13 protein-coding genes are annotated in these 14535 nt (G+C 36.9%); 6 read left to right on the top strand and 7 right to left on the bottom strand.

Translation table 11 applies throughout. The annotated features are described in order from the left end of the window. Positions 1–124: 124 nt before the first annotated feature. Positions 125–985, bottom strand: coding sequence for a helix-turn-helix domain-containing protein (locus tag C9J34_RS14155; RefSeq protein WP_193769015.1), 861 nt, complete (start codon positions 983–985; stop codon positions 125–127). Between the two features lie 89 nt (positions 986–1074). Here C9J34_RS14155 and C9J34_RS14150 point away from each other — a divergent pair, with 89 nt between their 5' ends. The 3 genes from C9J34_RS14150 (at position 1075) to C9J34_RS14140 (ending at position 2804) form a co-directional block, all read left to right on the top strand. Further along, positions 1075–1287, top strand: coding sequence for a hypothetical protein (locus C9J34_RS14150; RefSeq protein ID WP_107840828.1), 213 nt, complete (start codon positions 1075–1077; stop codon positions 1285–1287). A 63-nt stretch (positions 1288–1350) separates the two neighbouring features. After that, the gene (locus C9J34_RS22855) at positions 1351–1743 is read left to right on the top strand and encodes a CPBP family intramembrane glutamic endopeptidase (protein ID WP_107840827.1); all 393 of its coding nucleotides are present in this window, start codon (positions 1351–1353) and stop codon (positions 1741–1743) included. Positions 1744–1754: 11 nt separating this feature from the next. Further along, positions 1755–2804, top strand: coding sequence for a DmpA family aminopeptidase (locus C9J34_RS14140; protein ID WP_193769013.1), 1050 nt, complete (start codon positions 1755–1757; stop codon positions 2802–2804). Between the two features lie 107 nt (positions 2805–2911). On the opposite strand, the gene C9J34_RS14135 is transcribed toward C9J34_RS14140, so the two are convergent. Beyond that, positions 2912–3559, bottom strand: a complete 648-nt coding sequence (locus C9J34_RS14135; protein ID WP_107840825.1) for a uridine kinase family protein — start codon at positions 3557–3559, stop codon at positions 2912–2914. A gap of 191 nt (positions 3560–3750) precedes the next feature. On the opposite strand from C9J34_RS14135, the gene C9J34_RS14130 reads away from it, so the two are divergent. Continuing rightward, a complete protein-coding gene (locus C9J34_RS14130; protein WP_107840824.1) occupies positions 3751–4731 on the top strand; it encodes a diaminopimelate dehydrogenase in 981 nt (326 codons plus the stop codon). A 33-nt stretch (positions 4732–4764) separates the two neighbouring features. Here the strand turns inward: C9J34_RS14130 and C9J34_RS14125 are convergent, their stop codons facing one another. The 4 genes from C9J34_RS14125 to C9J34_RS14110 all read right to left on the bottom strand — a co-directional run bounded on the left by C9J34_RS14125 (position 4765) and on the right by C9J34_RS14110 (position 9129). After that, the gene (locus C9J34_RS14125; protein WP_107840823.1) at positions 4765–6087 is read right to left on the bottom strand and encodes a CitMHS family transporter; all 1323 of its coding nucleotides are present in this window, start codon (positions 6085–6087) and stop codon (positions 4765–4767) included. Positions 6088–6193: 106 nt separating this feature from the next. Further along, positions 6194–6898 (bottom strand): response regulator, encoded by a 705-nt coding sequence (locus C9J34_RS14120; protein WP_107840822.1) that lies wholly within the window; start codon positions 6896–6898, stop codon positions 6194–6196. Then, positions 6898–8478 carry an ATP-binding protein gene (locus tag C9J34_RS14115; protein WP_107840821.1) on the bottom strand — a complete coding sequence of 527 codons (1581 nt, stop codon included), beginning with the start codon at positions 8476–8478 and terminating at the stop codon, positions 6898–6900. The genes C9J34_RS14120 and C9J34_RS14115 overlap by 1 nt, the downstream gene beginning before the upstream one ends. Positions 8479–8793: 315 nt before the next feature. Next, positions 8794–9129, bottom strand: coding sequence for a c-type cytochrome (locus C9J34_RS14110; RefSeq protein WP_107840820.1), 336 nt, complete (start codon positions 9127–9129; stop codon positions 8794–8796). Between the two features lie 234 nt (positions 9130–9363). Between C9J34_RS14110 and C9J34_RS14105 the strand changes: the two genes are divergently transcribed. Both C9J34_RS14105 and C9J34_RS14095 read left to right on the top strand, forming a co-directional pair. Continuing rightward, on the top strand, positions 9364–11157 hold the full coding sequence (locus tag C9J34_RS14105) for an alpha/beta fold hydrolase (protein WP_107840819.1): 1794 nt from the start codon (positions 9364–9366) through the stop codon (positions 11155–11157). A 628-nt stretch (positions 11158–11785) separates the two neighbouring features. Further along, complete coding sequence (locus C9J34_RS14095; RefSeq protein ID WP_107840817.1) at positions 11786–13444, top strand: methyl-accepting chemotaxis protein; 1659 nt, start codon at positions 11786–11788, stop codon at positions 13442–13444. 213 nt (positions 13445–13657) lie between these two features. Here the strand turns inward: C9J34_RS14095 and C9J34_RS14090 are convergent, their stop codons facing one another. Then, positions 13658–14242 (bottom strand): LysE family transporter, encoded by a 585-nt coding sequence (locus C9J34_RS14090; RefSeq protein ID WP_411830013.1) that lies wholly within the window; start codon positions 14240–14242, stop codon positions 13658–13660. Positions 14243–14535 lie beyond the last annotated feature (293 nt).

Here is a 14535-nt window from a genome sequence, read left to right as displayed (position 1 = left end):
AAAGCTTTCGCACTTATGATTTTAGTACTACTAAGCGTACTCATATTTCAAAAATATATTCCACTTCTCTATTAATTATTATACCGTTCATAGCGTTGATAACCAAAGAATAATTATTAGAAATTTAATTTAAATCGGTTATATTCATTTTTACTTCCTCCAATAGCAATGACAGGACTTCTGGATCATCAAATAAATGCATCAATGTTTTTACATTTGCTATTTCGTCTTTGTAGCATTGCTGGAGTCGAAATTTACAAATAGCCTTTCGTACATAAATAAAACCTAATGTTTGATAAGTTAGTGTTCGTTTAAACGTTTGCTGAACCGTATTTAATAATTGTAAGCATTCTTCAAATTGAGCAGCCTCTATAAATAATGAGGTTAAATTAAGATAAAAATACAACTTTAAATAAGTTAAATCCTTGTCAAAATCATCATACGCGTCTAGCCTTTTAATCGCTATTTTAGTCACTTCAATCGCCGTCTCTAAAGGGAAAAACAAAATAATAGCATTTAATAGATCAAGGTCATTCATATACCAATGGTCCAACATTTGCATATACTGCCACACATTTGAGGCAATTGCACGCACCTGCTGTAAATCATTTTGTTCACCGAAAACAAGTAACGACTGATACGCATACAAAATCATTAGTAAATCCCGATCATTTTGCTCATTTAAATAGGCTTGTACTGACTGTAATTGTTCCTTCACCTCTTCTGGCAGCACAATCTCCATTTTCGCAAAAGCATTGATTAATTTTTGACGTGGGCTAGAGCTGTAATTGTGATGAATGTAAATAAATTCATTCATTGAAATATTTAATCTTTCAACAAGTAAAAAAAGCGTTTCAGCACTGACTTGTAATTGACCACTTTCAATTCTTGAATAAGTTGCTTGCTTCATAATTCCTTGTGTTAACTCCGCTTGTGTCATACAGCGGTTTTTTCGTATTTTTTGTAATGTATAGCCAAAATTCACGGTAACCCCCCTTACAATATTCCAATTCGTATATTTTGTTCCATCTTGCATGTTTATTATTATACTAAAGCTACAAGGAGAGTGAACACATGATTTGGCTAGGAATACTATTAATCGCTACATTTTTCTATTATGTGATTAGCGATAGACTTTTTATGAAACAAGATTTGAGCAAAATTTCTAAGGTAAAATTATATAAAGACACGATTGCTCGACCATGGCTGATTGTATTAATGTTGGGAATAATATGGGGCTGGCAAGGCTTTGAGTGGAAAGATTGGGTTACATCAGCTCAATCATAGAATTCTAGCATTGTAAATGGGCTTCTAATTGGCATAATAGCCGGTATTTGCTTCTCTCTTATTATGCCGTTCTTTCTACAGAAAAAAGGTAAGGCACCCGTAACAATAGGAAATATTGATTTTTTTATGCCGCATACAAGACATGAAAGAATATGGTTCGTTTTCGTAGCTATAACCGCAGGAATATGTGAAGAGCTTATTTTCCGTGGAGCCCTGACTTATTTTTTATTCGAATTACCTGTAGAATTACCATTGTGGACAATTGGCTTACTTGTATCGATTCTATTTGGTATGGCTCACCTGTATCAAGGCATTTCAGGTATAGTCGCTACAAGTTTTTTAGGTGTCATATTTTTTATCTTATTTATAGGCACTGGCTCACTGCTGTTGCCAATAATACTCCACTTTATGATGGATGTGAGATTTGCTCTAATGCCTAGAACCAAAACAGTATAGGGGGTATGAATTTGGGCAAAAAACTACGAGAGCGCGGCATTATTATAGGAAAACTACCAACAGGAGCAAAAAACTGTATTACAGATGTAGAAGGTGTCCAAGTAGGTCATGTAACGTTAGACTACCCTTTAAATGAACTAGGGGATTATGCTTGTACAGGGGTGACAGCTGTCCTTCCCCATGCACACAATTTATTTCAACAAAAGGTAACCGCAGCAAGTTATGTATTAAATGGCTTTGGCAAAACAACAGGACTTGTGCAAGTGAATGAACTCGGTGTACTAGAATCGCCTATTATGCTAACGAATACATTTAGTGTTCCTGCTGTTGCACAAGGAGCATTGCAATATATGCTCGATACAAATGAAACGATTGGTCAAACAACAGGAACAATCAACATCGTAGTCGGTGAATGCAATGATAGCAATTTAAATTCGATTCGTCATTGTGCCGTTACACCTGCACATGCCATTGAAGCGATTCACAATGCAACAAGCGATGTGGTAACTGAAGGAGCTATCGGTGCTGGAAAAGGCATGGTTTGCTTCGGCTATAAAGGTGGTATTGGTTCATCCTCACGCACCGTTACAGTAGACGACAATATCAACTTCACCGTCGGCTGCCTTGTGCTAAGCAATTTCGGTAGCAAAGATGATTTTTTAGCTGAACAGTATACAGCAAGAAAAAAGCAACACCAAGATACGGTAGCACCAACAGACGGCTCCATTATTATCGTTTTAGCAACAGATGCACCTCTTAGCAGCAGACAGCTACAGCGAGTAATCAAGCGCTGTGGTATCGGACTGGGACGCACAGGCAGTCATTTTTCACATGGCAGTGGCGATATCGTGATCGGCTTTACAACAGCTCGAAAAATTCCACACAAAACAGAAGAATTATTTGAAACACGCCTACAGCTACGCGAGGATCACCCAATAATGAATAAATTATTCGCCGCCGCCGCAGAGGCAACAGAGGAAGCAATTTTAAATTCTTTAGCGCAAGCAGAAACAACAACAGGACGCAACGGGCATATCGTACATGCTTATCAATTTGATTAAATCATTAAGCACTGTTAGGGAAGCGTTTGTTTTGTTTACAGATGAAACATCACTCGGGCGAATTCATCCGTTTTGCGGGCGAATTTGCCTGTGAATTGAGCGAATCATCACTGTAAATCTCTACCTTTTTCAATAAAAATCTTCTCTTGTGACGTCTTCACAACAATATCAAAACCTCGGCTATATGGATGCATAAATACTTTATATTGGATTCTTCTTTCATTATGAGAATGCTGCAAATATTGTAGCTCCATCCCTCTTTCCACAATATCTCGCCCTGCTCGTCTAACAAATTCCGTATCATCATCTGTATAAAAATATAGTTTTAAATCAAAGAGTGCTGGCTCAATAAAAGCAACACTCATGCCCTCTATAATTGTCAGCTTATTGTTCGATGAAATCAATGTACGCGGTGCATAATGCGTATCAATCGTATAAAAATCTAGCCCTTCACGAACCATACGCACATCCCTTTCTAACGAAGGTAAATGATGTGCCGCAGGATGACAGGCAGTCATTTTATAATGATGAGATTCATTTTGATATGTATAATCAATCATTGTTTTTTTACGCATATCCGAAGCAACGATATATGGGTCTGTATTGATATAGTTGACTGTATGAGGCTCGAATAATGTGATTAATTCTTGCGCAAAAGTCGTTTTTCCAGCAGCCCCATGCCCTGATATAGCAATAATTGTTCTTTCAGTTTGAGCATCCGCCCACCCCACAACCATTTGTAGTAACTGTTCCATTCAGCATCCTCCTCTCTAAAAAGCTAAGTTTACCTAAATCGTTATCAGTGTACAACATGTAAGCAAATTAATTGTCACAAAAAATATATAATCGAACTATTGTGAATGTTTTAAACAAAAAGTATGATGAATGAAGTAAATGTAAATGAGCCATTTACTCCATTTTTAATCAAAGCACTGGAGGTAATCAGATGACGAATATTCGAGTTGGTATCGTAGGTTACGGAAATTTAGGTCGTGGTGTAGAACACGCAATCTCTCAAAATCCGGATATGGAGCTAGTGGCAGTTTTTACACGTCGTAATCCCACAACCGTGGAAATTGCTAGCGATGCGAAAGTATATTTAATAGATGAGGCAGAGAAATTTAAAGATGCAATCGATGTAATGATTTTATGTGGTGGTTCTGCGACAGATTTACCAGAGCAAAGCCCTCATTTTTCACAATGGTTTAATGTAATCGATAGCTTCGATACACATGCAAAAATCCCGCAGCATTTTGAAGCGGTAGATACTATTGCACAAAAATCTGAAAAAGTAGCGATTATTTCTAGTGGCTGGGACCCAGGTCTATTCTCATTAAACCGTTTAATTGGGGAAGCAATTTTACCAGTAGGTTCTACATACACTTTTTGGGGAGACGGCTTAAGTCAAGGGCATTCAGATGCAGTACGTCGCATTGAAGGTGTAAAGTATGCTGCTCAGTATACATTGCCTATTAAAGAAGCTGTCGAACGTGTACGGAACGGAGAAAATCCAGAGCTATCAACACGTGAAAAACATGCACGTGAATGCTGGGTTGTAATAGAAGATGGTGCAAATATAGCAAAAATTGAGCAAGAAATTGTAACAATGCCCAATTATTTCGATGAATACAATACAACAGTACATTTTATTACAGAAGAAGAATTTAAAGCGAATCATACAGGTATGCCACATGGCGGATTTGTTATTCGCAGTGGGGAAAGCGGTGCGAAGGAAAAGCAAATTTTAGAATTCTCTTTAAAACTTGAAAGCAATCCGAACTTTACATCAAGCGTTCTTGTTGCCTATGCGCGTGCAGCCTACCGCTTACATCAAGCAGGCGATAAAGGAGCGAAAACGGCTTTCGATATCCCATTCGGTCTATTATCACCAAAATCAGCAGCTGAATTACGTAAAGAATTACTATAAAAAATCCGAGGCGCTTGCCTCGGATTTTTTGCTTTAAACTACAATAACACCAAATAATACAGCGACAATTAATAGAACAATACTTAATCCCCACATCCAGAAAAATGAGAACTTTAAGTGCTTGCCCATTTCTAAGCCGGATAGACCTAATGCTAACCAAACTGCTGGTGCAAGAGGTGATACAAATGTCCCTACAATATTCCCAATAATCATTGCATAGGCTGTCGAGAATGAATCGATGCCGAACGATAAACCGATTTGCTCAACAACAGGGAATAGTGCAAAATAATAAGCATCTGTACTTAATAATAAGTCAAATGGTACACCTAATACACCGATAATAATGTGTAAATAGCTAGATAATGCTGTTGGTAACACTTTAACTGCATCGTTAGCAATCGCAGTTAACATACCTGTGCCATTTAAAACACCTAAAAATAAACCTGCTGAAATAATAATTGACGCCATTGTTAAAGCGCTTGGTGCATGTGCTTGTACACGTGCCATCTGCTCTTTTGGCGTGCGATAGTTAACAGGTAAAGCAATGGCTACCCCAATTAAAAATGCTAAGCCTGCTGGTAGAACACCTGACACTAATATCGTAATAACTGCAAGAGCGATAATCGCATTCACCCAAATTAATTTAGGACGTTGTAAGCTTTTATCTACTTCTGTTGATATAATCCCTTGTGCCATTGGAACATCTTCGTCTGTAAATGTCAGCGTGCCATATGTCTTTAATATACGTCTCTTTTCCAAAATCCCCATAAAGACAGCTAAAGCTAGCATTAAAATAACGCCTACTACTTGAATTTTAATTAATGGATACCATAGCTCTGTTACATCTGTTTCTAATACAGAGGCAACTCGACCTAATGGACCGCCCCACGGAATCATATTGACAATGGCTGCCCCACCAGCTACAAGCAATAATAATAAATAAGGATTCATACGTAATCGTAAATAAAGTGGTAAAAGCGCTGGAATTGTAATTAAAAATGTCGATGCTCCCGAACCATCTAGCTGTGCAACAACCGCAATTAATACTGTTACAACAGCTACTGTAATCACGTTACCTCTTGTAAGCGCAATCATTTTATTGATAAGTGGCTCAAATAACCCCGAATCTTGCATAATACCAAAGAAAATAATCGCAAAAATAAACATTACGGCTACACTCATTACAGAGTTTAATCCTGATGTAAAGAATTCTCCTAAATCACCTGCGCTAAACCCTGCAATAAATGCAGCAATAACAGGTGGTATAACCATTGCGACAAGCGGTGATACCCGTCCGCTTATTAATAACGCAACAATAACAATGATTGTAATAAATCCAAGAATACTTAAACTCATCACCTATTCCCCCTTCACAAATTGTTCACATTTTATTTATTAAAAAGTATCACAATGTGTGTAACAGGAGAATAATACGACCATATGTTAAATAAATAACATATAGTTAATTTTGTTCATAAGTTCCACGGTAAACGTATTTTCGTTCAGGTCTACCTACTGACCCATATATCGATATCATTTCTAAAAACTGCTCACTTACTAAATACTCTAAATAACGCCGAGCTGTTGAACGACTAGAGCCAATGAGCTCACTTAATTGAGAAGCCGTCAACTCATTCTGCTGTTCCTTTTCAAAAATATCTTTAACCGTTTGCAATGTGTGTGCGTCAATTCCTTTAACAAAGGTCTCATCTTCTACTATTTTATTTACTACCGCATTGTAAAAAAGTGAATCTAAATCCCTTTGCGTTACGTTAGCGCTTTGTTGATATATCGCTATAGTTTGTTTATATTTATTGAAGGCTTGCTCTAACCTTTGCTGCTCAAACGGCTTAATTATATAATCAAAGATGCCTAAATGGACGACTTCCTTAATCAACGCTACTTCAGTTGCCGCAGATATAACAATGACATAAATCGCCGGATACTTTTGGCGTATATGTGTGATGAGTGAACCCTTCTCCACATCAGGGATATATAAATCTGTTAATATAATAGCAGGAAGCTGCTCAGCTTGCGCTAGCTTCTCTATCAATTCATTTCCCATTCGAATATTTTCCGTTACTTTAAAACCCTTCATTGCTTGCACAAAATCCTGGTGAATTTGAGCTACCCGAAAATCATCTTCAACAATCCATACATGATGCATCACTGTTCCTCCTCTATCGGGATCGTTATAATAAAACAAGCGCCTGATAAATCACCTTCGTCAATCGAAATCTCTCCTCCGATATCTTTCAACGCTTGCATACTAATTGCTAAGCCATGCCCTCTATCGAACCCTTCCTTTGTCGAAATACCGCGCATAAAAATTTGCTCATACATTGCATCAACAATACCTGGTCCACTATCTTGAATTTCAAATGTATAATGTGTTTTATAATGCATAATGGACAATTGAATAACCTTTTTTATACTAGCGCTATTTTTTAATACATCAATCGCATTTTGTAATACATTCCCAAGAGCCGTTAATAGCGCTCTCTCCTGTCTAGTAGACAATCCGATATCTATATCTGTATTAGGCAATTCTAACTGAATGCCTAGCTCTGCTGCCTCTGTAATTTTGCCTTGAATTAGTGCAAGCAACAGCGGTGATGCCATTTGGCTATTTAAAAATGACTGACTATCCATTTGAATTTGGCGCTCTTCCCTAATAAATTCAATCGCCTCATCATACCGTTTATGCAATAGCAGCCCGAAAATAATATGGAGCTTATTTGCAAATTCATGCGTTTGAGCGCGCTGTGCATTAGCGTATTGACGCACTTCCTTTAATTCATTTACGACATTTTGAATATTTGTTTTTCTTCTAAAAGTATATAATGAGCCCATTTTATCTGCTAACGGCACTTTATTTAAAATAATAATTTCTTCTCCAAGTACCAGCTCTAAATTATGAATATTTTTTTGCTGCGCTACACGTAACGTGAAAATATGCTCTATATTTTCGCTTTGCCATTGCGCTAAAGCTTTCTTTTGACTTGCATCTATTATTTGATAAGCACTATTATTAATCGTCGTAATATTATTGTACCTATCCGTTGCGATAATTCCTTCTTCAGTCGTTGCTAAAATCAATTGATGCTGGCTATAAAGCTTAGCGATTTGTTGAGGCTCCATATTGAACAATAAGCGTTTAATATAGTAGGAAATCGCTATCGCTCCAATAATACCAATCGCTAAAATTAGGCAAGTATAGCTTAGCCACTTTTTTAAATAGCCATCAATCTTTTCATCAATAAAATTGGTCAAAAATCCTACAGATACAACCCCAATGATTTCTCCCTCTTTCATAATAGGGGCTTTACCTCGAATGGATTCACCCAACCCTCCGACCGTTTTCGAAACATAGAAGCGTTTATCTAATAGAGCTGCGTCATTATCTCCTCCAACCATTCGCTCACCTATTTGCTCAGCAACTGGATGCGAATAGCGAATCCCTTCAGCATTTCCAACGACAATAAAAGCAGCATCAATTTCACTTCGCAATTTTTCTGCTAAAGGTTGAATATGAATACTTGGCTGTTCCTCTTCAAAAGCTGCCACTATTTCTTCCATAGAGGCAACCATTTTCGCTACACTTAATGCTTCCTCTCCTCTTTGCTCCTCTGTTGTTTCCCGAATATGTATTTGCAATAAATATATATAAATCATACAGACAAATAAAATTAAAACACTAATTAACAGGATCATTTTAAAAGTTAGCGATTGTAAGTATACTTTCATACAATAATTCCCCCTTACAAAATATTACTACATACGCTATAGATTTGAAATATTCCATTATTTCCGGTAACATTCTGCTTACCTTTTGGAGCAAGTGTCAGGCTAATCGGGACAGAGAGTGATAATGAAAACACACGCCGCGCACTGCATAATCATAAAGTAGAATTTGAGGACAAAGCCATCAAATACGGCATTGCTGCAACGGTTAATTTTACACTGACATATAGAGATGAATAGCAAAAACCCGAACTATTATGAAATACTCCAAAATAGTTCGGGCTTTTAGGACTGGAGCCTTTTATTCCAGTCACTTCATTATTTCAATGTTAAAATATAATCTGCTACTACCTCTTCATTGCCTTTAGCAGTACCCGCAGGCATTGAACCTTTTCCATTCTTTAAAATATCAACAATTTCATCTTTAGATAATGCTAAACCATGTAAACTAGGCCCCATGCCACCTGTTAAATCGCCGCCATGACAGCCAATACAATTTGATTTAGCCACACTTTCGCCAGCTGCCACAGTATCACCAGATTGCTCGTTTGAAGGCGTTGTTTTTTCTTCCTTTACCTTCTCTCCACCACAAGCAGCCAAACCAAATACTGTTAAACCGCCAGCTAATAATACATGCATGAAACGCTTTGCCATAATAACACCTCATTTTGTATTTTTTACCCTACACTTAAACCTTAGCATGTCCAACGAAACTACTTCAAGTATAACCTGGTGTAAAACCATTAATACGTTGTAAACTATGGCAGAATTGTGCCTATTTATTGTTTACATCTTACTCTTCATTTTTCCATTATAAATAGCTATTACTTTCCACATAGAAGAAAACGATTTATCATAAAAATAGTATGATAGAGAGGAGTAGGAATTATGAAGAAAAAGTATTTTGCTACATTAATAGCAGCGACTGCAATTACACCTGCTATTGTCAGCCCATCAATGACTTATGCTGAGCAGCCAATCTTTAGTGATATTCAACCTTCAAGCTCTTATGCAAGCGCTATCAAATTACTACATGATAAAGGCGCGATTACAGGTTTTTCTGACAACACATTTCGCCCTCAAGACACAATCACACGTCAACATGCATTAATTGTATTAGAGCGATTAATCGCATTTCCTTCTATTCGAGATGGCATGGAATTTACTGACGTATCAGAGCACCATTCTTATTATGAAACAATTCAAAATGCCTATAAAGCGGGGTTGATTGATGGACAGCCCAATGGTAGCTTTAATCCAAACGCCCCTATTACCCGTGCACAAATTGCAAAAATTTTCGCAAAGGCCTTTCATTTACAAGCAACAACAACGACCTCTTTTTCGGATGTACCGAAATCACATTGGAGCTATCCATACGTCCAAGCATTAAATAGCAGTTATCTTACTACCACTTCTAATAAATTTTTATTAAACGAGCCGTTAACACGTGGACAATTTGCTTTATTTTTAGAAAAATTATTATCGCAAGATGAGATGGAGGAAAGCGTATTGCCAATTGGTCAATGGGGCGGGAAAATTGCTATACCACAAAGCCCACTATCTGTTATTTTACAAATTAACGAAGACGGAAAAACATATTTCTCTGTACCAGCTCAAGGCTTAAATAACTATCCTGTTAGCTCAATTGAAGTAAATAATGACCAATTAAAAATCTCCGTTGACATCGCTGGAACAGTAATATCCATTGAAGGGAAAGTCGAGGAAGACCGTATTGTAGCAGACTTTTCACAAAATGGCATGACATTCCCTCTTATTTTAACACCATATGAGCCACCTGTTATCACATACGAGGAGCTATTAATACCTGTCGAAAATGGGCAGCTAAAGGTTGCATTAGAAATGCCTGAAAAAGCTATAGCTAAAGTACCTGTCGCTGTTATTATCGCTGGTTCTGGTCCAACAACGAAGGATGGCAACACAGCAGCGGGTGAAAACAATAGCTTAAAAATGCTAGCAGAAGGGTTAGCACAGCAAGGGATTGCAACGATTCGTTTTGATAAGCGTGGTGTTGGCGACAATGTCGGACTCATTCAAGATGAAGGAGATTTACGCTTTACAAGCTATTCACAAGATGTTGAGCAAATGATCGAATTTCTACAGCAAGACTCACGCTTCTCATCCGTTCATTTGATTGGACATAGCGAAGGGTCATTAGTTGGTATTTTAGCTGCCCAAACAACAACAGTAGCATCGATGACATCAATTGCTGGAGCTGGTCGTCCGATTGATGAAATCTTACTTGAGCAGCTATCTGTTCAATTACCACAACCATTATTGGAAAGGGTTACGGCTATTTTGGCACAATTGAAAAAAGGTGAAATGGTAGATGATATACCAGAAGATTTATCTGCCTTATTCCGCCCATCTGTACAGCCATATTTAGTATCATGGCTAAAATATGATCCAGCTATACAATTAGCTGAGTTGGACATTCCAACATTAATCGTCCAAGGTAATAATGATTTACAAGTAACCAAAACAGATGCAGAACGTTTGCACACTGCAAAATCTGATGCAGAAATTATCTATTTCGATATGATGAATCACGTATTAAAAGATGCACCAGCTGATCGAGATGGCAATCTTAAAACATATGCCAACCCCACATTACCATTGACTGAAGGGATTGTGGAAAAAATTTCTACATTTATTTTAAAATAAGGCTTATATAAGCAAACATATATCTACAATTTCCGAGGAAATATTTATTTTTTTACAAAAGGGATTGTGTTCTTTAATTCAACTTTTAAATATATGAAGAAAATTAATTATCACAATCCGAAGTTGCTTCTTATTTATGTGTGTTATCTTTTTTCTCCTTAACCTAAACGACAACTTCGCCTTCATTTTACTTAGCATCCTCTTTATCCTATTAGGATTAGAGGAAAATAATAAGAATTTATAGTACGTGATGGTTTAGAAATCAAAATTATTTCTAAACCGTCTCTTTTTTTCTCATTCGAAATTTTACAATATCTCAAGAAACAATTAACATCTAACCATACTTCATGTGTTATTTTTAGACATAATTCGTGTATTTTCTACAATAACTATATTGACTTTATATTTGCATTACATGATACTATTTTTAAGTTTAATAAAATCCATTGAAGTTTTTTGGATTTTTATTACAGCAGATAAGCCTCTATTCATTATATGTTGATTAACTTTATTCCAGTTTTTTCGAACTGGCTTGAATTCATCGGAGGCTTCATTTTGATTTACTAGATATTTAAAGATCTGCTGAGAAGCTAAATCAAAACAAACTTCGATATAAGGGGACATCAACATGAAAAGCATTAAACAACGCTTACTTTTTTTCACATTAGGGTTACTATTAGTAGCATCTATTCTTAACGCAGGCTTTGTTGTTTGGGTTGTTAATACAAAGAGCCAAGAAGTTCTTATAGAAAAGGCCCAAGAGCAAGTTTTTGAAATGGCAAAGCAAGCCGAAACTATTTTAAATTCTGAAACAGATCCAATCCCTGCACTACAAAAATTCGTAGATACAAAAGTACAACAGGACAATGTAACATACGCCATTATTATTGATAGCAATGTCCAAGCTGTTGCGCATAGCGATGCAGATAAGTTGAATAAAATATATGAGGATGACTACACAATTGAAGGGGCTACTAAAGGGGTAAAACAATTTACAAGATGGTATGCAGAGGTTCAAGGTATATGGACCTACGATATTATGGAGCCTATTTACCGTAATGGAGAGCTCTATGGTGTGATGGATATCGGAGTTCCTGAAAGCGGCATCAAATCAATTGTGGACTCTGTTTTAATTTTTCAAATCATTATTGGTATTGCCAGCTTTTTAATTATTGGTAGCTTAATGTGGTGGAGTATTGGCCGTATCGTTAGAGCACTAAAAAGTCTTGAAAATACGCTACAGCAAACGGCAAATTTAGATTTCCATGAAAGTACGGAATTAGAAAAGCTATCAAATCATAAAGATGAAATTGGACAAATGGCTCAAGGGATCTCAACAATGCGTTCTGCACTGAGAGATATAACAATCAATATCCAAAGTACAAGTAATGAATTAGTCGAATCATCTACAACACTTTTACAAATTGCAGATGATACTGTACAAACAACGGATGAAATTAGTTTAGCGATTAGCGAAATTGCTAAGTCCACAGAGGAGCAGGCACACGATACAGAAAAAGGAGCCGAGCAATTAGACCAGCTTTCAGGCAATATTGACCGTGTAATTGAGCATACTGAAAAAATTGCCACAATGACAGCTCAAATTGATGATTTAAGCAATCAAGGCGTCGATACAGTTCAGCAGCTTTCTATATGGTCCGAAAAAAATCGTGATTCATCACAACAAGTTAGCTCAATCGTTCAAGAAGTTGATAAAACATCTTCAGATATTTCAAGTATCGTCAATACGATTACAGAAATTGCTTCGCAAACGAATTTACTTGCGCTTAACGCTTCGATTGAATCTGCTCGTGTTGGTGAAGCTGGTAAAGGCTTTGCCGTTGTTGCTGATGAAATTCGAAAGCTATCTGAGCAAACATCTAACGCAACAGAGGATATTAAAAATAAAATTACAGCAATTCAAGCCATTTCGAAAAGCGCTGTAACAGAAATTGAAACGAGCATTGAAATCGTTGAACAAAATGCAAAAGCAGCAACAGACACTAGCAATATTTTCAATACGATTAAAGAAGCATTAGATCAAACAATTGAAGTTGCTCGTGATGTTCAGCAGCTTTCATCTGAAATGAATCGAAGCAAGGAGCAAATTATTAGCGCAATTCACAATATATCTGGTTCAGCAGTGGAAACATCCGCTGGAACAGAGCAAGTTTCGGCATCTGCTCAAGAACAATTAAAGAGCATCAATATCGTCTCAGAAAAAGCTCGCGACTTGAACATCATCGCAGAGCAACTAAGAAAAGAAGTAGATAAATTTGCACTGTAACCCATCGATTAGAGCTAAAGTATTGTAGTCAAAAAAACTCGAACAATTTTGCAAGACACTTATTGAAGTGTTTTGCCATTGTTCGAGTTTTATAATTATAGCCCTCACTTAAGGTCATTTCTTATAATTTAGGTAAGCAAGGTTTGAAAGATACCTCTTAACATTTTTACGATGTGTAACTAAAAAAGGGGCATATTCAACGCCCCTCTTTCATCAAATATAAACCCTTATATCCACATAAAAACGATATAAAAAATAACATGCAAAGCCAAACAATAGCATACCTGCTACAATCGATGTCCATTGAATCATTTTACGATTCATCACTTTACGGGTAACCGCCACAATTGATAGCAGTCCTACATCATGTACTAAAATCCCTGTTAAAATCCCTACCGCTGCAATTAAAAAGCTACTCGATTCTGCCGTATAGGAATCCGCTAATACAACACCAAAAACAGATACCCAAAATACGAGATTACCTGGTGAGAGCGCTACGAGAAAGCCATTGCGATAAGTTGTCCATAACGATTTATTCACCTTTTCACCTGCTAGTGAAATATCTTGATCCGCATTTTTAATCGAATCATAGGCAAGTAAAAATAAAAAGCCAGCGCCAATAATCCATAAAGGCATTTGCACATACGGTAAAGCCAACACCTGTGCAAATCCTAAATAAAGCGCTATAATCAATAGTAAATCAATCGTCATACCACCTAAACCAACTGCCCAACCATGAAAAAAGCCATTTTTTAAGCCTTGCTTCGTCATTTCAACGGTAATCGCACCAACAGGCATGGCAATGGCTAGTCCAACGAGTAAAAACTTCAAATACTGTTCCAAATGCTCAACTTCCTTACTTAAAAAAGTTCCATTTATTCTCATCCGTTTCTACTAATCATACACAAAATTAAATATTTATACAACCATAATTAATTACATCAAGGCGTAACTGCGTCCAGATTCGGTACAGAACACAATGCCGCTGTCGCTCTACTTTCGCGCAGTAAACATTGCTGAGTCAAGTTAAATTCGCTGCAATAAAGTGAACCTTCAATCAGTGGGGGTTTTCCTCATCCCCCACTGATTGG

The organism is Metasolibacillus meyeri (assembly GCF_003049505.1).
GTDB classification, from domain to species: Bacteria; Bacillota; Bacilli; order Bacillales_A; family Planococcaceae; genus Metasolibacillus; species Metasolibacillus meyeri.
This window is presented reverse-complemented; position numbering and strand designations above follow the sequence as displayed.

Excerpts from the sequence above, each read along its gene's own strand:
- C9J34_RS14125 (WP_107840823.1), bottom strand. The coding sequence starts at position 6,087 with ATGAGTTTAAGTATTCTTGGATTTATTACAATCATTGTTATTGTTGCG.
- C9J34_RS14120 (WP_107840822.1), bottom strand. The coding sequence starts at position 6,898 with ATGCATCATGTATGGATTGTTGAAGATGATTTTCGGGTAGCTCAAATT.
- C9J34_RS14110 (WP_107840820.1), bottom strand. The coding sequence starts at position 9,129 with ATGGCAAAGCGTTTCATGCATGTATTATTAGCTGGCGGTTTAACAGTA.
- C9J34_RS14115 (WP_107840821.1), bottom strand. The coding sequence starts at position 8,478 with ATGAAAGTATACTTACAATCGCTAACTTTTAAAATGATCCTGTTAATT.
- C9J34_RS14105 (WP_107840819.1), top strand. The coding sequence starts at position 9,364 with ATGAAGAAAAAGTATTTTGCTACATTAATAGCAGCGACTGCAATTACA.
- C9J34_RS14095 (WP_107840817.1), top strand. The coding sequence starts at position 11,786 with ATGAAAAGCATTAAACAACGCTTACTTTTTTTCACATTAGGGTTACTA.
- C9J34_RS14150 (WP_107840828.1), top strand. The coding sequence starts at position 1,075 with ATGATTTGGCTAGGAATACTATTAATCGCTACATTTTTCTATTATGTG.
- C9J34_RS14135 (WP_107840825.1), bottom strand. The coding sequence starts at position 3,559 with ATGGAACAGTTACTACAAATGGTTGTGGGGTGGGCGGATGCTCAAACT.
- C9J34_RS14090 (WP_411830013.1), bottom strand. The coding sequence starts at position 14,242 with ATGCCTGTTGGTGCGATTACCGTTGAAATGACGAAGCAAGGCTTAAAA.
- C9J34_RS22855 (WP_107840827.1), top strand. The coding sequence starts at position 1,351 with ATGCCGTTCTTTCTACAGAAAAAAGGTAAGGCACCCGTAACAATAGGA.
- C9J34_RS14130 (WP_107840824.1), top strand. The coding sequence starts at position 3,751 with ATGACGAATATTCGAGTTGGTATCGTAGGTTACGGAAATTTAGGTCGT.